The organism is Ancylobacter radicis, from assembly GCF_018449475.1.
GTDB lineage: Bacteria > Pseudomonadota > Alphaproteobacteria > Rhizobiales > Xanthobacteraceae > Ancylobacter > Ancylobacter radicis.
The window spans coordinates 136,513-155,618 of the sequence record NZ_JAHCQH010000014.1; the positions used below are offsets into that span (position 1 = coordinate 136,513).

Annotated in this window: 26 protein-coding genes; 22 read left to right on the forward strand and 4 right to left on the reverse strand. The window is 63.2% G+C overall.

Going from position 1 to position 19,106, the window contains the following annotated elements; translation table 11 throughout:
- Nucleotides 1–6 precede the first annotated feature (6 nt).
- The 7 genes from KIP89_RS03850 to KIP89_RS03880 all read left to right on the forward strand — a co-directional run bounded on the left by KIP89_RS03850 (nt 7) and on the right by KIP89_RS03880 (nt 2,912).
- Nucleotides 7–417 carry a hypothetical protein gene (locus KIP89_RS03850; protein ID WP_213754092.1) on the forward strand — a complete coding sequence of 137 codons (411 nt, stop codon included), beginning with the start codon at nt 7–9 and terminating at the stop codon, nt 415–417.
- A complete protein-coding gene (locus KIP89_RS03855; RefSeq protein WP_213754093.1) occupies nt 414–767 on the forward strand; it encodes a phage head completion protein in 354 nt (117 codons plus the stop codon). The genes KIP89_RS03850 and KIP89_RS03855 overlap by 4 nt, the downstream gene beginning before the upstream one ends.
- Before the next feature lie 179 nt (nt 768–946).
- Complete coding sequence (locus KIP89_RS03860) at nt 947–1,420, forward strand: HK97-gp10 family putative phage morphogenesis protein (RefSeq protein WP_213754094.1); 474 nt, start codon at nt 947–949, stop codon at nt 1,418–1,420.
- A complete protein-coding gene (locus KIP89_RS03865; protein WP_256441419.1) occupies nt 1,420–1,821 on the forward strand; it encodes a DUF3168 domain-containing protein in 402 nt (133 codons plus the stop codon). Before KIP89_RS03860 ends, KIP89_RS03865 begins: the two co-directional genes overlap by 1 nt.
- A 61-nt stretch (nt 1,822–1,882) precedes the next feature.
- Nucleotides 1,883–2,326: a phage tail tube protein gene (locus KIP89_RS03870; RefSeq protein WP_213754096.1), complete on the forward strand. Its 444-nt coding sequence runs from the start codon at nt 1,883–1,885 to the stop codon at nt 2,324–2,326.
- Nucleotides 2,326–2,742 (forward strand): gene transfer agent family protein, encoded by a 417-nt coding sequence (locus tag KIP89_RS03875; protein ID WP_213754097.1) that lies wholly within the window; start codon nt 2,326–2,328, stop codon nt 2,740–2,742. Before KIP89_RS03870 ends, KIP89_RS03875 begins: the two co-directional genes overlap by 1 nt.
- Nucleotides 2,743–2,768: 26 nt before the next feature.
- Nucleotides 2,769–2,912 (forward strand): hypothetical protein, encoded by a 144-nt coding sequence (locus tag KIP89_RS03880; RefSeq protein ID WP_213754098.1) that lies wholly within the window; start codon nt 2,769–2,771, stop codon nt 2,910–2,912.
- Here the strand turns inward: KIP89_RS03880 and KIP89_RS03885 are convergent.
- Nucleotides 2,889–3,164 carry a hypothetical protein gene (locus tag KIP89_RS03885; RefSeq protein WP_213754099.1) on the reverse strand — a complete coding sequence of 92 codons (276 nt, stop codon included), beginning with the start codon at nt 3,162–3,164 and terminating at the stop codon, nt 2,889–2,891. The genes KIP89_RS03880 and KIP89_RS03885 overlap by 24 nt on opposite strands.
- Before the next feature lie 83 nt (nt 3,165–3,247).
- Between KIP89_RS03885 and KIP89_RS03890 the strand changes: the two genes are divergently transcribed.
- The 15 genes from KIP89_RS03890 (at nt 3,248) to KIP89_RS03960 (ending at nt 18,206) form a co-directional block, all read left to right on the forward strand.
- Nucleotides 3,248–5,986 carry a tape measure protein gene (locus tag KIP89_RS03890; protein WP_213754100.1) on the forward strand — a complete coding sequence of 913 codons (2,739 nt, stop codon included), beginning with the start codon at nt 3,248–3,250 and terminating at the stop codon, nt 5,984–5,986.
- A gap of 1 nt (nt 5,987) precedes the next feature.
- Entirely contained in the window at nt 5,988–6,554 is a 567-nt protein-coding gene (locus KIP89_RS03895) for a hypothetical protein (RefSeq protein WP_213754101.1), read from the forward strand.
- Entirely contained in the window at nt 6,542–7,003 is a 462-nt protein-coding gene (locus KIP89_RS03900) for a hypothetical protein (protein ID WP_213754102.1), read from the forward strand. The genes KIP89_RS03895 and KIP89_RS03900 overlap by 13 nt, the downstream gene beginning before the upstream one ends.
- Nucleotides 7,003–8,787 (forward strand): phage tail protein, encoded by a 1,785-nt coding sequence (locus KIP89_RS03905; protein WP_213754103.1) that lies wholly within the window; start codon nt 7,003–7,005, stop codon nt 8,785–8,787. The genes KIP89_RS03900 and KIP89_RS03905 overlap by 1 nt, the downstream gene beginning before the upstream one ends.
- Nucleotides 8,784–9,452, forward strand: coding sequence for a hypothetical protein (locus KIP89_RS03910; protein ID WP_213754104.1), 669 nt, complete (start codon nt 8,784–8,786; stop codon nt 9,450–9,452). Before KIP89_RS03905 ends, KIP89_RS03910 begins: the two co-directional genes overlap by 4 nt.
- Before the next feature lie 34 nt (nt 9,453–9,486).
- The gene (locus KIP89_RS03915; RefSeq protein WP_213754105.1) at nt 9,487–11,886 is read left to right on the forward strand and encodes a right-handed parallel beta-helix repeat-containing protein; all 2,400 of its coding nucleotides are present in this window, start codon (nt 9,487–9,489) and stop codon (nt 11,884–11,886) included.
- Between the two features lie 47 nt (nt 11,887–11,933).
- A complete protein-coding gene (locus KIP89_RS03920; RefSeq protein WP_213754106.1) occupies nt 11,934–12,965 on the forward strand; it encodes an acyltransferase family protein in 1,032 nt (343 codons plus the stop codon).
- Between the two features lie 65 nt (nt 12,966–13,030).
- On the forward strand, nt 13,031–13,882 hold the full coding sequence (locus tag KIP89_RS03925) for a hypothetical protein (protein ID WP_213754107.1): 852 nt from the start codon (nt 13,031–13,033) through the stop codon (nt 13,880–13,882).
- A complete protein-coding gene (locus KIP89_RS03930) occupies nt 13,879–16,200 on the forward strand; it encodes a sialidase family protein (protein ID WP_213754108.1) in 2,322 nt (773 codons plus the stop codon). The genes KIP89_RS03925 and KIP89_RS03930 overlap by 4 nt, the downstream gene beginning before the upstream one ends.
- 36 nt (nt 16,201–16,236) lie before the next feature.
- Nucleotides 16,237–16,470 (forward strand): DUF7940 domain-containing protein, encoded by a 234-nt coding sequence (locus KIP89_RS03935; RefSeq protein WP_213754109.1) that lies wholly within the window; start codon nt 16,237–16,239, stop codon nt 16,468–16,470.
- A complete protein-coding gene (locus KIP89_RS03940; RefSeq protein WP_213754110.1) occupies nt 16,457–17,041 on the forward strand; it encodes a lysozyme in 585 nt (194 codons plus the stop codon). The genes KIP89_RS03935 and KIP89_RS03940 overlap by 14 nt, the downstream gene beginning before the upstream one ends.
- Nucleotides 17,038–17,466: a hypothetical protein gene (locus KIP89_RS03945; protein ID WP_213754111.1), complete on the forward strand. Its 429-nt coding sequence runs from the start codon at nt 17,038–17,040 to the stop codon at nt 17,464–17,466. The genes KIP89_RS03940 and KIP89_RS03945 overlap by 4 nt, the downstream gene beginning before the upstream one ends.
- 10 nt (nt 17,467–17,476) lie before the next feature.
- Nucleotides 17,477–17,659 (forward strand): hypothetical protein, encoded by a 183-nt coding sequence (locus KIP89_RS03950; protein WP_369807041.1) that lies wholly within the window; start codon nt 17,477–17,479, stop codon nt 17,657–17,659.
- Complete coding sequence (locus KIP89_RS03955; protein ID WP_213754113.1) at nt 17,659–18,015, forward strand: hypothetical protein; 357 nt, start codon at nt 17,659–17,661, stop codon at nt 18,013–18,015. The genes KIP89_RS03950 and KIP89_RS03955 overlap by 1 nt, the downstream gene beginning before the upstream one ends.
- Complete coding sequence (locus KIP89_RS03960) at nt 18,012–18,206, forward strand: hypothetical protein (RefSeq protein WP_213754114.1); 195 nt, start codon at nt 18,012–18,014, stop codon at nt 18,204–18,206. Before KIP89_RS03955 ends, KIP89_RS03960 begins: the two co-directional genes overlap by 4 nt.
- Nucleotides 18,207–18,217: 11 nt before the next feature.
- On the opposite strand, the gene KIP89_RS03965 is transcribed toward KIP89_RS03960, so the two are convergent.
- The 3 genes from KIP89_RS03965 to KIP89_RS03975 are packed head-to-tail and all read right to left on the reverse strand — an operon-like array spanning nt 18,218 to nt 19,100.
- Nucleotides 18,218–18,403, reverse strand: coding sequence for a hypothetical protein (locus KIP89_RS03965; protein WP_213754115.1), 186 nt, complete (start codon nt 18,401–18,403; stop codon nt 18,218–18,220).
- Complete coding sequence (locus KIP89_RS03970) at nt 18,400–18,789, reverse strand: hypothetical protein (protein ID WP_213754116.1); 390 nt, start codon at nt 18,787–18,789, stop codon at nt 18,400–18,402. The genes KIP89_RS03965 and KIP89_RS03970 overlap by 4 nt, the downstream gene beginning before the upstream one ends.
- The gene (locus KIP89_RS03975; RefSeq protein ID WP_213754117.1) at nt 18,786–19,100 is read right to left on the reverse strand and encodes a hypothetical protein; all 315 of its coding nucleotides are present in this window, start codon (nt 19,098–19,100) and stop codon (nt 18,786–18,788) included. Before KIP89_RS03975 ends, KIP89_RS03970 begins: the two co-directional genes overlap by 4 nt.
- Nucleotides 19,101–19,106 lie beyond the last annotated feature (6 nt).

The following is a 19,106-nucleotide window of genomic DNA, read 5'->3' on the forward strand; positions in this document are numbered from 1 at the left end:
TCTCCTATGGCCGATCTCAGCATCACCGCGGCGAATGTCGTCGCGGGCAGCAATTCCGTGCAAGAGCACGGCCTCGCCGGTGAGGCTATCGTCGCCGGGAAAGCGGTCTACAAGGCATCCGCCACCAAGAAGTGGATGCTCGCCGACAGCAATTCGGCGACGGCCGAAGCGAAAGTAACGCGGGGCATCGCCCTGAACGGCGCGGCGCTCAACCAGCCGGTGACGATCCACAAATTCGGCGATCTCACCCTGGGCTCGGTGCTGACCGCTGGCACCTCCTACTATCTGAGCGATACGCCCGGCGGCATCTGTGTCTTCGCCGATCTCGCTTCGGGTGAGGATGTCAGTTTCATCGGTGTGGCGAAGAGCTCGACCGTGCTGGCCGTCAACGTCAACACACCGGGCGTCACCCTGTGATTTCCGGCGCGCCGGGCGCTGGCGAGCTCAGTCGCCATCGCCTGGTCTTCGAATGCCGGCGGGAGCAGCCGGACGGCTACGGCAACACCGTGGCCGACTGGATCGAGCAGTTCCGCCGGCACGTCGTCATGCGGCGCCGGGGCGGCACGGAAGCCGTGATCGCCGCTCGCCTCGAGGGCCAGAACCTCCTGGGCCTCTACGTCCGCTCCGATAGCCTCACGCGAGGCATTACGACGGAATGGCGGGTGCGGGATCTGCGCGCGGGGACCGAGTACGCGGTGATCCATGTCGACGCCGTCACGGATCCTCAGTGGGTCTATCTGGATGTGCGCAGCGGAGTGCCCAGCTGATGCCGTGGGTCCGATTCAACCGCGATTTTGACTTCAAGCCGCGCCCGTCACTCACCTTGGCGTATATGGCCGGCCGAGCTTACCTCGTGTCCAGAGCATGTGCCGAGGCAGCTGAAACCGCTGGCGCCGGGGCGCTCACGCGCCGGCCGACCGAAGCGGGCAAGGCGAAGGGCGAATAGATGGCTCGCGCCGCAAAAATCCTCGGGCTGGCGAAGCTACAGCGAAAGCTCGACCGGCTGCCGAAGGTGGCGCGCGAGCAAATCCGGCTGGCAATGGAGAACGTCGCCAACGACATCGTCGCGATGGCACGCAGCCTCTGCCCGGCGGACAGCGGTGCCCTCCGGGAAAGCATCGGCTGGACGTGGGGCTCCCCGCCGCGCGGCTCGCTAACCCTTGGCAAGGTGGCGCGGTCCAGCCTCGGCAAGGACCTGACCATCACCGTCTATGCCGGAAACAACGAAGCCTATTACGTGCGCTGGGTTGAGTTCGGCACGGCGCCGCATGTGAACGGTGGCCTCTTCGCGGGAACAGAGCATCCCGGTACGACCGCGCAGCCGTTCTTCTTCCCGGCTTACCGGGCCAACCGCAAGCCGGGCATGCGGCGCATCCGCAAGGCGTTGCGCGACGCGGCGAAAACAGTGGCGCGCTCCTGATGATCGGTCCGAGACTTGAGCTTCAGGGCGCTATCGTCGGCCGGCTGCAGGGCGATGGCGCTTTGTCGGCGCTGGTCGGGAAGCGCGTCTTCGACCGCGTGCCTGCTGACACCAAGATGCCCTATGTCTCGATGGGCCCCACGGAAGGCATTTCAGACGACGCGGACTGCATTTTCGCCGACAACATCACGTTCCAGATCGATTGCTGGTCGGAAGATCCGGGATTCGTCGAGGTGACGAAGGTCGCCGAAGCGGTTGAGCAGGCTCTCGACGCTGACCTCGATCTCACCGTCCATGCCATGGCGCTGTTCCGGCATCGGCAAACCCGCGTGTTCCGCGATCGCGGGGCGATCATCAGCCATGCCGTGGTGACGTTCGAAGCGATCATCGAGCGGGCTTGAACCTCTCTCATCCTGCCACCGTCGCGGCCCGCTTGCGGGCCTTTCTCTATTGGAGGCCTCCATGGCAAAGCCTGTGACCACTACCTTCGGCAAGTTTCGTGTGCTGCTCGGCGATGACTCCGATCCCATCGCCTATGCCGCGCCCTGCGGCTTCACCAGCAAGTCATTCAATCGGACCAAGAACCTGTCGGAGCAGGTCATCCCGGACTGCGATGACCCCGATGCCGCCGCGGATATCATCCGCGATGTCGTGTCGAAGGATTGGACGGTCGGCGGCGAGGGCCTGCTCGCGGCTGGATCGGTGCCGACCTGGGAAGCCGCTTACGACAGCGATGTGTCCATCCCGGTGAAGATCGAGATCGAGTTCTCGACCGGCACGCTCACCTATACCGGCCGGGCTCACCTCAACACCTTCAATATCACCGGCGAGCAGGGTGGGCGCGTGACGGCTTCCATCGAGATGTCTGCCGATGGCGGCCTTACCCGCGCGAGTACGTTGCCCTGATGGCCCGCGACGCACGCGTTGAACTGGACTGGGCAGGTGGGCTGAACAGCTTCCGCCTGGGGTGGGGCGAGCTGGCGCGCCTGCAAGAGGCCTGCGATGCCGGGCCGTTTGTGGTTCTCAACCGGCTGCAGGCCGGCATGTGGCGGGTTGAGGACATCTCGTCGGTGATCCGGTTTGGCCTGATCGGGGGAGGGCTTGACCCGGCGAAGGCCATGAAGCTGACGCGCGACTATGTCGAGGCTCGCCCACCCATGGAAACCCTCCTTCTGGCTGAGGCTATCCTGTCTGCGGCGTGTTTCGGCGTCTCGGATGAAATGCTGGGAAAAGCCAAGGCGGCGGATCAGGGGAGCGTCTCGACGACCTCCCGAACGGAAAGTTCAGGTTCGCCGCCCTCTACGGAACCGGAGCCGTCCTAGGTTTCACGCCACAGGACATCAACGCCATGTCCATGTGGCAGTTGATGGCGGCGCTTGAAGGTTATGCCGAGGCGCATGATCCGAAGCGCGAGGAACGCCTCAGCGAGGCTGACAAGGATGAGCTCGCGGCCTGGCTTGGGATCGGGTCAGCGTCGGACATCCGAAAGTGAGAGGCCGCAGCTTTTGAGCTGGGATTCGATGGCTGCGATCTCTCCGCTGCTTCCGACCGAAAAGCTCCGCGCCCGGCTCAAAACGCCCTCGCATCTCATCTGCTCGTCGTAGGCAAGAACTGCCTGCCTGACCGCGCGGGCCCGTTCTTCAGCGGCAGTATCAGCCCGGTGCTGCCGCAGCAGCTGGGCAGCCATGAAGCCCAGTGCCGCCAAGCACGTGACGCCGACCAGCACGTAGAGAGCGGCTTTCACGTCCAGACCTCCTCTGCTCCCGGGCGGGTTCCTGCCTGCAACCGGCCGACCGCGCTTCGATACCACAACAGGGCTGGTGCTGCATGGCCGTCGACCTTGAAAAGCTCGTGGCTCAGCTGTCGGCTGATCTGAAGGGCTACGAGAATGGGATGAAGCGCGCGGTCGGGATCATGAACCGGACCGCGCGGGATATCGAGGGAACCTGGCAGAAAACGAACAGGCGGCTGGACATCATCGGCCAGGCCATGGGGAGCAGTATCCTCACGCCGCTGGCGGGCATTGGCGCGGCCTTGGGCGTTCGGGAGGTCCTGCAGTATGCCGACGCTTGGACCACTGCCAAGAACAGCCTTGCCGTCGCCGGTGTCGTCGGCGACGAGCAGGTGGCAGTGCTGGATCGACTGTTCCAGTCTGCGCAGGACAACGCCACGCCCATCGGTGCCCTTGCCGATCTGTTCGGCAAGGCGGCTCAGGCTTCCGACAATCTAGGTGCCAGCCAGGATGATCTCCTGAAGTTCTCCGACGGCGTCGCTGTATCGCTTCGCGTCGCGGGAACATCGGCCGGGCAGGCCTCTGGCGCCCTGACGCAGCTCGGCCAGCTGCTGGGGTCGGCCCGCGTGCAGGCAGAGGAATTCAACTCGGTCAATGAGGGCGCGCGCCCCATCCTTATCGCTGTGGCGAATGGGTTGGATGAAGCCGGCGGATCGGTGAACAAGCTGAAGCAACTCGTCAATGACGGAAAGGTCTCTGGGCAGCAGTTCTTTCAGGCGTTCCTGAAGGGTCTGCCCAGCGTACAGAAGATGGCTGCTGATGCGACGCAGACCATCGATCAGGGTCTCACGAAGGTTAACAACGCCCTGACGAAATACATCGGCGAGACCGACAGCAGTCTCGGTGCCTCGCAGCGGCTGGTTGGCGGCCTCAACACGCTTGCCGACAATTTCGACACCACGGCAGACGTGGTGTTGAAGGTGGCGGCTGTGATCGCTGGCGCCTTGGTGGGGCGGTCAATCGCCGGCATGATTACCTCGCTTGGTTTCGCGACCACCGTGGTGCTTCGGTTTGTGACGGCATTGCGCGCGGCGGCGACGGTGGGCGGCCTTGCAACCGCCATCGGGGGGCTTTCCGCTGCTGCAGGTCCGTTGGGGCTGATCATCGGCGGCACTGTGGTCGGTGCGCTGGCATTGTTCAGCCAGTCATCCGAGCGCGCGAGTTCTGGAGCCACAACCTATGCGGCGGCTCTCAAGAAGGTCGAAGAAGCCGCCAATGACGTCGCGCCGGCTATTGATGGCGCCTCCCAGTCGATAGGGAACAAGCTCGCTAATCAACTTGCAGCCGGCGTTGACCAGGGCGTTGAAAAGATCGGGGAAGCGAAGACGGCGGCCGTGCAGTTGTTTTCTGAGATCATCGATAATGCGCCGCGCCGGCTGATCACCGAAGAACAAATCGAGAGCATCTCCGATCTTCGGGATGGTTTGAAGGACGGGACAATCAGCGCCAAGGATGTCTCGGAGCGGCTCTACGCGCTCGCTAACGACAACCCCAATTTTCAGCGGCTGGCTGATCAATTGGCGCCTCTGCTTGAGCAGCTGGGCAATGCCATCTCGGCCACGAAGATTCTGAAGGAACAATTGGCGGGTGTGGCCGCTCCATCTTTCCGGGAAGCTGAGAATGCCTCCATGGTGTCCTATGACAGGATGGCCGCGGCCGGTCAGCAGTTTCTCGCGGATGCAACGGCGCGAGCTAATCTAACCAAGCAGGAGTTGGCGCTCGAAAAGGAGATAGCCGAGGTTAGAAAGGAAGCGGCAGCGGCGGGGGTAACTCTCTCCGACAAGCAGGTAAACGATCTTGCGGGCACGCGTGTTGCCCGCGACGCTGCCCGATCGACAGAAGGTAAGGCACCCAAACTCCAGCGGGCGACTGCCGACAGCCGGTTTGACCAGGATGTGCAGGCTGTCCGGGACCGCATCGCCGCGCTTGCCGAAGAACAGACCATGCTGGGGCAGGGGATGGCCGCGCAGGAGTCCCGGCGCGTTGCCATCCAGCTGGAGCAGCAGGCCCTCGCGGATCTCCGTGAGGAGGCCCGGCGAAAGGGTGAGGCCGACCTCGCCAGCATCCAGTTGGCGCCCGAACAGATCGCCGCTATCCGCGAAGTCGCCGATGCCTATGGGCAGCAGTCGGAGGCCCTCTACCGGGCGCAGGAATCCTTTGGAAACCTGAACGATACGGGGCGTGATGCGGTGGGCGGCATAGCGTCCGATCTTCGAGCCGGGGCCAGTGAGGCGGAGATACTGGCAAACGCCTTGGAGCGTGTCGTTGATAGGCTGCAAGACGTCGCTCTTGACGCTCTGTTCGGTGGAGCGTCGTCGGGGGGAGGAATTTTCAGCGCGCTTGGCGGTCTGCTCGGGTTTGATGCCGGCGGCTATACAGGCGATGGGGGTAAGCACCGACCCGCAGGCGTCGTTCATAAAGGCGAGTACGTTTTCGATCAGGCGTCCGTGAAGGCCGCTGGCGGGCCGCGCGCCCTCGATGCGATGCGCCGAGGGCTCAAGGGCTATGCTTCCGGCGGCTTCGTGGGGCCGCGCATTCCGACCAGCATCCCGAACAATGTAGCCAGCGCGGCACGCTCGAACCCCGGCGCTGTGAATGGTCGGATCGATATCGGCGTGAGTGTCGATGATCAGGGCAGCCTGCAGGCATACGTGAAGAAGCAGACGGACACGGCTGCCCGCGAAGCCGCCGCTGCCGGCGCTGCCATAGCCCTTAGTCAGGTGCCCGGCCTCGCCGTGCGAGCCGTGACCGACCACAACCGCCGCAAGGGCTGACATGCTGGATTTGTCATCCGCCATAGCGGCGCAAGTGGCGGGCAGTAAGGTCCGCTATAACTTCCTCGTCTATTTCGATTTCCTGTCCGGCCCGCGCCGTGTGTGGAACGACATCTACCCCCTGACCAGCGGCGGCCATGCCTGGGATGGCGTCGGCCCGGCTTTCGTTACGCTTGACCCGGGCACGCCATCCGCCGATGGCTCCGCCGAGCCGTTCAGCGTTGGTCTTTCCGGCGTCGACCCGACTTTTCTTGCACGCGTAAGAGCGTCGGAAAGCGACGCCATCGGGCGCGCCATCGCGATCTATCTCCAGTTCTTCGATGAAGACTGGCAGCCGCTCGATAGCCCCGTGCAGCTTCGTAGGGGGCGCATGACGGGCTTTTCGTTCTCTGGCGCTGGCGACCAGCCCCGAAGCGTCACTTGCCGCGCTGAGGGCTCTCTGGTCGCGCGTGGTCGCGCCACGAATCTCTACCTTTCTTCTGTGGAGCAGAGGACGCGTTTTCCTGGCGACGGCGGCTGCGACTACATCCCCAATATGCGCGAGGCGACGGTGGTATGGCCGAAATGATCGTCCGCGACGCGACGCTTGGCGACGTGGCAGCTCTGGTCGCTCACGGGCGCGACTTCCTTATGGCCGCTATGCCGGAAGGCTATTCTTATGACGAGGCCGGCGCGGCGGCACTGGTGTCCGGTCTCATCGTATCGCCAGCAGGGCTTGTCGTCGTCGCAGAGTGTGACCGGCGGCTTGTCGGTGGGTTGGTGGCCATCGCCTACAAAGCGCCGTTCACCGTCGAATTGCAGGCCCGCGAAATCGCATGGTGGATTGAGCCTTCCGCGCGTGGGTCGCGCCGCGTCTTCGACATGATCGGCCGGTTGGAGGCATTTGGCGCCGCGACCGGATGCAAGCATGTGGTGCTATCCACCATCGATAGCGTTTCGCCCGATGCGCTCAACCGCTTTCTGACCAGCCGGCGCGGGTATACCCACGCTGAAAACGCTTTCATCCGGGCTGTCTGATGGCTGCATTCACAACTGCGCTCATTGCCTCCGGGTTCGCGGGACTTGGCGCGGGCAGCATCGGCGGCGGCGCGCTTATTATTTCCGGCGCCTATGCGGGCATTACGACGGGCACGTTGGCGCTGGCGCAGGTTCTTTCTGCCGTCGTCACAGTGGGCGCGTCGGTCGGCCTTAATGCCGCGCTGGGGCTGCTCAATAAGCCGAAAAACACGCAACAGAATAAGATCACGATCAAGCAGCCACTCCCGGCTCGCTTCATAGATTTTGGGCGCGTGCGCAGTGGCGGTTGTATAGCGTGGTTCTTTTCGCCGGATCACCGCCTTGTCACGGTGCGCATCATCACGTGCACCAAGATCGAGCAGCTAGAAGTCTTTTATCTTGATGACTATGCCTGCGACGCTGCGACGGTAAACACGGGCGTCGTTAGCAACAGCACGCCGGCCCATCCGTGGGACAGCTTTGCCTATCTCCAGATGACGCACGGCGCGGATGACCAGGTCGCCATTCCGCTTGCGGCGGAAATCGCGGAATGGGGCTCAACGCGCCGCCTTCGTGGCATGGCGGCATTCTGCGCCTCCTACGCTCAGGGCAACAAAGACAACTGGAGCCAGCGTTACCCCAACGGCGCGCCTAACCCGACCTTTGTTATCAAGGGCGCGATGGTGCCGGACCCGCGTAACCCCGCGCATGATCTGGAAGACCAGAGCACGTGGACCTATTCCGACAATTGGGCGCGGTGCTTCCTGCGCTGGTGCCTTGATCGAGACGGATGGGGCCTGTCCCCGGATGACCTTGACCTTGATTCCTTTGAGGCGGCCTGCGACGACTGCGACGCCAGCGTAGCCACCACCACCGGCACGGAGCCCCGCTATCTCGCGTGGGGGCGCTACACCACCTCGGACACCCGAGCTTCCACGCTGGCTAACTTTCTAGCCTCTGCCGGCGCGACGCTTCTAGAGCAGCCAAACGGCAAACTGGCGGTCTTTGTCGGCAAGGATCGCACGCCCAATTCGGCCACGGATATTACAGACGAGCACATCCGTGACGTTCAGCTTGACCGCTTCCCCGATGCGCTCGACCGGGTCGATGGCATCCGCGCCCGCATCACGTGGCAGTACGCTTCTTGGGAGGAGCAGGAAGTCCCGGCGGTCTATTCCGGGGCCTCATTCTACGGGGCGCAGGCGGACGTTGACGACTTGCCGCTGGCCTATTGCCCATCCCCCTATCAGGCGCAGCGCATCGCCTATGCCACGCTGAAGCAGCGCCGCGCGGATTGGTCGGGGACGATCAAGACCACGCTTCAGGGCCTTCGTTGCTACGGCGAGCCGGTCGTTCGACTGACGATTTCGGAGCTTGGGATAGACGGCGAGATTTTCGAGATTACCTCTCCCCCCGCCCTCGATCTGTCCGACATGAGCGTGTCGATAGGGGTTCGCTCCTATGCCGCCGGGACGTGGTCAATGCCCGGCGCGGAAATGCAGGAAATGGGAGAGACCGCGACTAATCCGCAGGACTTCACCGTGCCTGAGCCGGAGGGGCTCGGCTCCAGCGTGTCGACGCTGACGGTGACGGTCACTTGGGACACGATATCGGGCGAAGATGCCTACACCACCGAAGCGCAGTGGCGCGTCGCGGCCGGCGTTTGGGTAGCGGCTACCGCGTCGGCGGGAACGGGGTCTTTCACCGTGCCATCGGCCGGAACCTATGAGTTCCAGTGCCGGCGCGTATCGGATCGTGGCTATGTCTCGGATTGGGCGGTGCTGACAGGGATTGTGGTTATATGACCATTGACGCATGGCCGCCGGCTCTTGTCCCGCAGATGATTGGGCGTCCTGATCTTCGGGGCTCCGTCACCTCCGGCACGCGTACCACGAGTGGCGTTGAGCAGCGGGTCTATTCCGGTGCTGGCCGGTGGGAGTTCCGTTACCGTATCCCCGTTCACACCCGCGCCAAGGTTCTGGCCGCATCCGCGATGATGGATCGGCTTCGCTCTGGCGAAAGCATCGTCCTCAAGATCTACGATATGCAGCGCGCGATGGGGCTAGACGGTGATGTGCCGGCGGCCACCATTGCTGGCGCGGTTTCGGCGGGCGCTACGTCTCTGACCCTCGCCAGCCCAACGGCGGAAGTCGAGCCTGGCCTGCATTTCTCGATCGGTCAGCGCCTGTACCGGATCAACCGCGTGACGGACGGAGCGGCATCCGAAACCATCCCCGGCGTGATCCTGTCGGATGACGCAGCTTGGGACGATGAACTTGATTGGGACGACGGCGGAAATGTCACCGTATCTTTCCTGCCGCCCCTTCGCGCCGCCGCATCATCCGGCGCGGCTGTGACATTCGAAGACCTTGTTTGCCTTGCTGACCTTAAGGACGTGACCGAGGGCGATATGGACCTCGATCTTGGCAAGTTCGGCACGCTGTCGCTCACCTTCGTCGAAGCCCGCTAGGGCCTCCGACCTCCTGACAATCTGAGGGCCCAAGATGACCATTCCCGATATTGCCGATGGCGATAGCGGCGCAGTCGTGCGCGCCAAGATCAATGCCGCGTTTGCCAAGGCGAACCTTGTTGATAGCAAGGCGGACCTCCTGATTTATGCGGAGGAATCCCCCGGCGACGCGCTGTCGTTTTTTACCGAGTCCATGCTGAGCAGCACAAGCGTGCTGGCGGGAGAGGCTGCGTCCAAGGCCATCGCCTCGAGCGGCTCGCTGGTCACCAATCTTGAGGGCAAGTCCTACCGTCTGATCGGCTCCGGCATTGTGACGCAGCGCGCCACGCGGCGCCTGCGCAACCAAGCCGTCTATGCTGCCCGCTGGGGCGCCAGCCGGGACGCGATGCCGGCCGATCCGGTGGGCGACACCGTCCGCTATGGCATCGCGTGGCTCGCCGCCGACAAGTCGCTGATCTCCACCACGACCGTCGATGAATACAACATCTTGCCGGCGACCGGCGTTCGCGTCGTCACGGCGACCGTCTCGCGCGACATGGATGCGGACTACACCGCCCCGTCCAATGCGCGGTATTGGCGCCCTTATGTGCAGACTTTCGGCGGCGCGGGGACCACGACGGACATCGAGTTTATCGACGTCTGGAAATCCTCCGGCTTGCCTGGTCCGAAAGGCGACACCGGCGATGTGACGGTTGAGCTTGAGGCCCTCCGTGACGAGGCGGTCCAGGCTTATGTCGATGCGGGTGAGGCGCGGGATGAGGCCGAAGCCGCGCGCGACCTCGCCGTAGCCGCGTCCGAGACGCACGCCATCTATGTGTCGCTCATGCCGGGCGCCGATCCCACCGGCGTGACGGACAACCACACGGTGCTTGAGGACGCGATTGCGGCGGCCGAAGCCCTCCCTGTCGGCAAGCGTCTGCTGATCGTGGACGGCATCTACAAGAACAGCGACCGGCTGACAGTCAGCGCATCGGATCTGGAAATCCGGGGCAAGCCAGGCGCTGCCATTGTCGCTGCGACAAGCACTTATGCCCCGGATCACGTGTTCGCGTCCTCGGGCGGCGCCGATCGACTGCAGCTTATCAATCTCACGCTAACGGGAAACGGCTCTGACCCGGTAGGCGACCACGGCACGGCACCGCAGGCCGTTTATCTCGCTGGTTGCGATGATGTGGTCATCAAGGGCTGCACGCTCCACAATTTCATGGGCACCGGTATTGCGCTGGTGAACTGCCTGCGTCCGCGCGTCAGGAATAATCGCCTTCACGACATCGGGCAGCTTGTCGACGGCGCTACGCCCCGCAACGCGGTCCCTGCAATTTGGGCCGGCTTGGGCAGCCGATATGTCAAGATCCAGAACAACTATTTCCACGATTGCCGCTGGTCGGCGGTGTTCCTGTTCTCCGATGAAAGCATAGTGTCTGGAAATACCTGCACCTTTATCGGTGAAAGCGCCTTCTATTCCGAGGGTGTCGACCCGACCGGTAATGGCGGCGTCGAGGTACGCCATAACCAGTTCACCAACAACACGGTGAACGGCACTTACATCGTCGACATGTCCGCGTGTGGCTTTGAAATTCTGACGCACGACACCGCCGTTTCGGATAACACGGTGGTCAACGCAGGCACCCACGGCATAGCGGTGGGTATCGCCAATAAGATATTGGTGGCGGACAATATCGTCCGGGCTTGCAACGTTGAGGACGTTTCGAACGGGTCCGCCATTATCGCGACCCTGAGCAGCTCGGTCTACAACGCAACATCGGGGTCAATCGGCGACCAGATCACCATCACTGGCAACGTCGCCTATGACGAGCGTGGCCTGTGTCGATATGGCATCTATCTCAATTCCAACGACCTGCCGAGCCGGGTGTTCTCTCGGCTGAATGTGAGCGACAACAGCTTTGCCGGCATCGCAACAGCCGACATTTACGCGGACGCAGGCGCCGCACCGAACGCGGACGGGCGCGACGTTATCAAGAACAACAGCGCCTGGCTCGATCAGTCGCTTGACGGATATCTCGCGGCCACGACATCGGCCACATCGGAAACCGCCATCAAGAGTTACTCGGTCCCGGCAAGTTCCATGCGCGAACGGGGAGGGATTCGTGTCACGGCGGGCGGGTCCATTACCGGAAGCGCTGGAAATAAATATGCGCGGCTCCAGTTCGGGGGCTTTGCCGGGTTTATGACTGTGGCGGCCACATCTGGGCAGGCTGGAAACTGGCATATTGAGGCGCTGATCATCAACCGAGGCTATAACAGCCAGATCGTCAGCGGGCGGGCTTTCTTCGGCAACGCGGTCGTCGACAATCAGCGCGCTACCAAGACCATCAACACCTCCAGTGCGGCTCTTGTGCAGGTAACGGGGCAGGTGGCAAACGCGGCCGATGCCGTGACCTGTGACTACCTGATTGTCGAGCGCATCAACTGATACATGCGGCGCCTCTCGTGCTAGCTATTAGCTCGGGAGGTGCCGGGATGAGTGGGAAGCAGGACAACAACAGGTATGCGGCGCTAGACGGGCTGCGCGCCGTTTCGGCTATTATGGTCTACGGGGTGCATTTCGGCGGGCCGGCATGGGCGCCATATTCGGGGTGGCTCGGGGTTCAAGCATTCTTTGTTCTGAGCGGGTTCCTGATAACCGGGATGCTGCTTCAGGAAAGGGAAGCGAGCGGCACGGTTGCAATGGGGGCGTTCTACCTTCGCCGCGCCGCGCGCATTCTACCGGCATACTCGGTCGTTTTGTGCATCGTTGTGCTCCAAGCTTATATCTATGAGCCATTCTGGCCCGCGGTGCGCGAAGCTCTGCCGTTCTTCCTGACCTTCACCAACGAGTTTGCTCCGCCGACAAACTTCATGCCGAGTTGGACGCTCGGGATAGAGTGGAAATTCTATCTCGTCTGGCCGCTGGTGTTCCTTCTGCCGTTGTCGTGGCGTGGGCTAGCTGTAGCGTGGGCTCTTGCGGTCGCCGTCTTTGTAATCAATTGGAACGTCAGGATTTTCCAAGCGAGCCACTATTCAGTCCTGTTGATCGGGGCGGGGCTGGCGATTGCCATGCAGCACGAGGGGCTGCGGAGGCGGCTTGAGCATCTTTCCTCGCCTCTGGCGTCGGTCGCGTTACTTGCGGGAGTGGTGGCCTTCCATGTGTGGTCGCTCGACTTAAAGGCACTCCTTGGCGATGGGCGAATGAACATCGTTTACGGGGCGCTGATCGCCGGGCTTCTGGTGGCACTGCTCGGCAATAACCCGGTACAACAACTGTTCGGATCCGCGCCGCTCGCCGCCATCGGCCGGCGGTCATACTCGTTCTATCTGGTGCAGATCATTGCGCTCCAGGCTTTCAACGGCGTGATCCTTGGCGTGCCTCCATCGACCGGCGGGCTCGTCGGGGCTGTCGTGGTCGGGCTTATGCTCGCAGACATCATGTATCGATACGTCGAACTGCCGGCCATATCCGCCGCAAGGGCGCTGCTCGTGAGACCAAAACGAAAGGCGGCACAGCCCGCCTGAACCGATCAACATCAACGTCAATCAAGCCGCCTTCGGGCGGCTTTTTTCATGCCTGGGATTCCGACATGACCGATTTCACGATCACGCTCTATCGCAGCACGGACGACCCGCCGCGCACGGTGCGTTTCGATGGGCTCGACACCACGGGTAAGGGGTTGGAGCTTGTCATCCAACCCAAGAACAAGATGCGCATCACGCTTTCGACGGCGGATGAGACGCTGGCGAAGACAGATGATGAAGACGGGTTTGTCCTGTCCTACACCAAGGACTTCGTCGCGGGCCTGCCGCTGGGGCTCAACACCACCTGCGACGTGTTCCTCGTCAACGAAAACGAGACCGAGCGTAAGCTGGCGGCGGGCGTCATCAAGGTTGGTGGGGAAGGTGAGTTCTTCGATGCCGCCGAGGCGACCGTCTATGTAGCCGGGCCTCAGGGTATCACCGGGGCGTCGGTGCTTAAAGGCGCCGGAACGCCATCATCCGAAGCCGGCGCCGTGGGTGATATCTACATCGACGAGCTGACCCTCGCGACCTGGGGGCCGAAGACCGGATCTGGTTGGGGCGGCGTCGCCTCCGGCTCGCTGCTGAGCGCTTTCGTTACGGCCAAGACCGCGACCGTGAGCGTGGCGTCGTCCGTGACCTTCGTGCCCGCCACGCACGCAGGTAAGATGCTGCTGCTGTCATCCTCCGGTGAAACGACGATCACGCTGCCTGATGACATCACCATGGCCGGCTATGGCTTCACGGTGAACTGCGCTTCGGATCGGTACTGCACGTTCTCGCCCGCGTCCGGCGCGTCGCTGGAGCATCCCGACGATCACACGGCGGGGCTCGAAAAGGGCATCGCCGTAGCTCACGCCGTGCTGAACGCGGCCGGCGATCACCTCATCTGGAAGATCGCGGGGGCGACGCAGGCATGACTACGACCGTTGGGATTCCGCTCGGCACAGCGGCGGCGCGGGGCGCTGTTGCGACGCGCCGCTGGTTTGACGGCTGGGCGTTCTCGCGCGATTCCGTCACCACGGGCTGGACCTATGACGGCTATCTGCGGAGCTTCCCAACCGGACGCAAGGCGATCACTGATCTGGGGCTGATGGTCGAGGGGGCGTCGGCCAATTATTACGACAACCCGACCGACTTCACGCAGGCTAATTGGACCAAGGTCAACGCGAGCATAGCGACGGGCGGACCTGCCGGCCCTGACGGTGTCGCGGGGCAGTATATTGTCGAAGACACAGCGTCAGGCGAGCACGGTATCCAGTCGCAGTCTGTCAATTGGACGACCGGTGATACTAAAAGCATATCGTTTATCCTCGACCAGGATACCGCGAAATACTTTCAGTTGAATGCGTCATCGTCTCGATTTGGCCTGAACGCTTGGGGTAATTTTGACGTTGAGCTTGGGTATGTCGGGTCTTCCGGGTCGGCCCTGAAAAAGATCGGCATGATGCCGGTTGCTGGCGGTCAGTATTATTGCTGGGCAACGATGGAGGCGACCGGCACAGGGGCCGGCAATGATTTCCTGACCTTGGTGACTTCTGCCGGATCGCCTCGGTCTGAAGCTCACGACGGCACTGAGGAGCGCGGCTATATCCAGAGGGTGCAGGTCGAGGAGCTAACCTACGTTAGCGCCCCATTCGCTGGCACCAAGGCTTCAACCGAGATGACGAAGGCGGAGCCGCTACCCGCCGGAAGCTGGGATATCGAGTTCGAAGCCACGTGGCTGTCGGAGCAAAACACCAGCACGAAAAATCTGGCTCGGCTGTTCTCTTGGAGTGATGAGACATACGACCACCACATCACGATCCTGCCGGACGACGAGAATTACCTTGGGCTTGAGTACAATGAGGGCGGCACCACGTCGCTGCTCTATATTGAGACCAGCGCCGATTGCGATTACGGCTCGTATCGCCCCTATAGGTCAGTCCGCGCGGCGGTTCGCTACGATGATGAAACCAGCAGCCTCGCTCTGTTTATCAATGGCCGCAAGGTCTATGAGGGCGTCGTCACGGAACCGACCGCGTGGACGACAATCCGCCTTGGCGGTTCGCCCGACAACGCCCGCCGCAGCTCCGCCTATTGGGACGACTGCCGCCTGACCAAGCGCCTGCGTACCGATGATGAAATCGTCGTGTCAACCACCCGCAAGGCGCTCGCCGCGCCCATCGTCGAGACGGATGTTGACCCCGAGGATGGGGGACGGGTCTACCGCGCCTCCCGCATGATCCCGGCGATCTGCCGCGTCGGCACCCGCACTTTTTACGGCTGGCAGGACATGGACACCCTCACGCATCCCTCTGGCGAGGGGCCGGGCGCCTATGTCGTGCTCGCCTATCGCGATGACGGCGACACGGTGTCGACGGTGTTTGCGCATATTCGCCCGCCCAACCGCTATTGGCAGCACACCCATGTTCCGCATTTCTGGCTTCGGCCGGATGGCGAGTTGGTGTGCTTCTTCTCGATGGGCGGGAGCGGCTGCGTCCACGACGGCTACACCGGCATTTGGGCGGCGCGGATCACCGATCTATCATCTGCCGCCCCGACCGTGGCGCTCACAGGCCGGCTTGCTGATGGCGAGGCTCACAAGCCCTTCGACTTCGACGGCGGCCATTACATGGGCGTCGAAATATGGCCGAGCGCCATCCTACCGACGCGGCCGGGTCTGACGCCGGGCAAATATATCTACCAGATCGACTATGACACTCTCGCCCTGACGCAGATCGGCGTTCTGCCTGTCGGCCGCAACGACACGTTCGGCGAGGCGGCCTACGTCGAACTGGATGACGGAACTTGTCTCGCCCATTGGCGGACCACACTAGGCGATCAATACGCGGTGTCGGCGGTGGGTGATCTATCCTCTTGGGGTTCGGCGCAGGACTTCACCGCCTTCACCACGTGCAACAGCCGCGCCGCGCTGATGCGCTCTCCATCTGGTCGCCTGGTCAAGGTGTTCAACAATTCGGCCAGCCGCACGAACATGCGCGTCGCTCTTTCTGACGATGAGGGTGCGACTTGGCCCTATTACTACACCTTCGACACCCGTTCTAACATCTCCTACCCAGATGTGACCTTCACCGCCACGGGCACGATCCAAATCACCTATGACCGCGAGCGTTACCCTAATGCGGGGACGGGCGCTCGGCAGATCATTGAGGCGCAGGTTGTCGAAGCCGATGTCGTCGCAGGTACCGCCTCCGGCAGCACTGTCTTGCTGACAGTCGCGGACGCCAGCCCGTAATCGCCCGCCCACCACTCCCACAATCGGAGCCTACCCATGCGCCTCGTCCCTCATTGGCGGGCGGTGCTGCTGCGCGCCTGGAGCGTCTGGTGCATCGCGCTCATCGCGGTGATCCAGGGGCTCGACGCCGCGCTGCCGCTCATCGGCTTTGCTCTGCCCATCCCCGAGGGGTGGCTGCCCTGGGTGACGCTGTCCGTCGCCATCCTCGCCGCGCTGATGCGGCTCATCCCCCAACGATCGATCAGCGGAGGCCGAGATGCCGATCAGTAAACTGCGCCCAACCAAGCGGGCGGGGGCGGCGATTGCTGCTGTCGTCGCCGCGAGCATCGGAGGCTATGTCCTGCTTCCCGGCGGGGGCAAGGTGCCGGCGCCCGTCGCGCTCGCCATGGAAACGCTGGTGCAGCCGTGGGAGGGGCGCGAACTGCGGGCCTATCACGACCGCCTTGCAAAGCCCCCCGTCTGGACGATCTGCGACGGCGACACGGACAATGTGCGGCCGGGCATGGTGGAGACACCGGCGGGCTGCGACAGGCGCCTGATCACGCGGCTGGTGAGGGATTTCTATCAGCCGCTCACCCGGTGCATCGCCGGCTTCGAGGCGCGCCCGATCGCGTGGCAGGCGATGATGACATCGCTCGGCTACAATGTCGGCGTGGCGGCGACGTGCCGGTCGACGGCCGCGCGCCTTGGGCGGGCCGGACAGTACCGGGCGAGCTGCGAGGCGGCGACGGCGTTCAACCGCGCCGGCGGCAAGGTGCTGATCGGCCTCCAGCGCCGCCGCGAGATGGGCGACGCCACGCGCATCGGCGAGGGCGAGCTTTGCGTGACGGGGCTCGAATGATGGGTGCCCTGCTCGACCTGTTTCCGGCATGGGCGAATAGCCTCACGGCTTCCGGCCTGCTGCTCGCCGGCATCGCGGGGGTGCTATACGGCCTGTTCCCACTAGCCCCCTATGGCCGCGTGGTGCAGATCCTTGCCGCCGGGATGATCGGCTATGCCTGCTATCTCGGCGGCTATGCCGGGGCGCAGGCGGCGTGTGAGGCCGATTCGCTGCGGCAGCAACTCGCCGACACCAATCGCGACCTGACCGCCGTCACCGAAGCCGCCGCCGACGCCTCGCGCCGGGCCGCGATCCTTGACGAAACCCTCGAAGCCAATCAGCACAGGATCGACGCCTATGAGGCCGAACTTGCCGCGCGCCCTGCGGATAGCCGCTGTGCTCTCCGCTCTGATGACATTCGCGGCCTGCTCGGCGGCAAGCCCTAAGCCGTCGCCCGTGGTGCTCCCCGCCGCGCCGGACTGGCTCGCCCCTGTCGCGCCGCCCAAGATCGCGGCCGGCATGGATGCCCGCGTCGCGCTGGCGCGGACCTATACCGCGCTCACGCTCGCCAATGGCCGGCTGGAGCAGGGCCGCGCCTGGTACGGCGATATGAAGGCTGGATATGAGGGGGCGCGCTGATGACCGGAGCTGTGACGGGAGAAATGGTCCTCTTTTTTCTGGCCATCATGGGCGCCGTCGCCGGGGTGTGGTGGCGGATCGAGGGGAAGATCGACAAGGCCATGAAAACGGTGTCCGACGAAGCGAACACCCGCGCCAACGCGGCGCATTCGACAGCCGCGCTGGTGCAGAGCCAACTTGGCGAATTCAAGCTGGAGGCGGCCCGCAGCTACGTAAGCAAGGATGACGTGCAGCAGGTGCGCGACGAAATCCTCGGCGCTGTGGGAGGGGTTCTCAAGTCGGTTGACCGGATCAACGAGCGGCTCGACCGCGTCGTCGAAAACAACGCCAAGCGGCAACCCGTGCACCGCCCATGACCGCCGATCGCGAGGGCTTCCGGGCCGCCTATCACGCGCCCCTTGACCGGCTAATGCTGTCCGGCCCCGGCTGGTCCGGCATCGGCACGCCCGAGCAATGGGAGGAGCGCGCCCGGCTCATCCTGCGCGAGGTGCGGCGCCGGAAGGCCGATCCCTATGAGGGCGAGTGGCCGGATGGCTTCCTGAAGTAGATCGCGGACGTTTAGGCTGGATGCATATTGACGCTCGCCATGATCAGGCGAGTGATTTCCTGCGATCGACCGCCCGGGCCGACACGCGCGTCGATGACGGCGAGCGCTGCGGGCGGCAGGGAAATGTTGACTCTAACGGCCTTGGCATCGTCATCGACGGGAGGGCGGCCACGAGGGCGTTTTAAGGTTTCGCTCATCGTTGGGCACACATCCCGGATATGATTTGCTTGATCAGAGGCAGGGCCGCGCGCATCTCAGGCCATTGATCGGCTGGCACAAGCCAGATGTCGACGGCTTTGCTGCCCCGGCGTCTCGGTATCATGACCGCACCCTTAACCGACTTGAGGATGTGGTGGCACCGGATATCCAGAGGGATGCTGACCTCAAAAGCGGGGCCACCGATGAGCGTGGATGACTCTTCAAGCCGGCAATAATAGGCCGGCATGTTGGTGGGCCGCTGGCCGACAGGATGCCGCGTATATTGCGGCCATCCCCCGAGCGAGCGCCATTCCGACCAGTCCTCGAAAAAGACCCCGTCGCGGTGCCTTTGCCTGTCGTGATCCGCGCTTGTGGTATCGCTCATATTTCGCCAACCGTTTTATCTCGGGCGACGATGTCCCGGACCTGCTCGTCGCTCGGCCGTGCGTCCAGCACCCACCCTCGGTAAAGCACAACGTCCGGGGGGAAAAATATCTCGGCCTCAATCAACCAGAGATGCTGGCCATTTGACGGGCGCGTGTAGCTGTAGAGGTCGATTTTAGGTTGCGTCCACTTGGCGGTGCGCGTCCCCTCTATATCGGCTGTGACAAGCGTCGCCTCTATATTGTGCTTGTCGACCAGCGTCTTGCGGATACGAGGCCCGCTTTCGGTTTCGTCGTACTGCAGGATTTTCATGGCGCC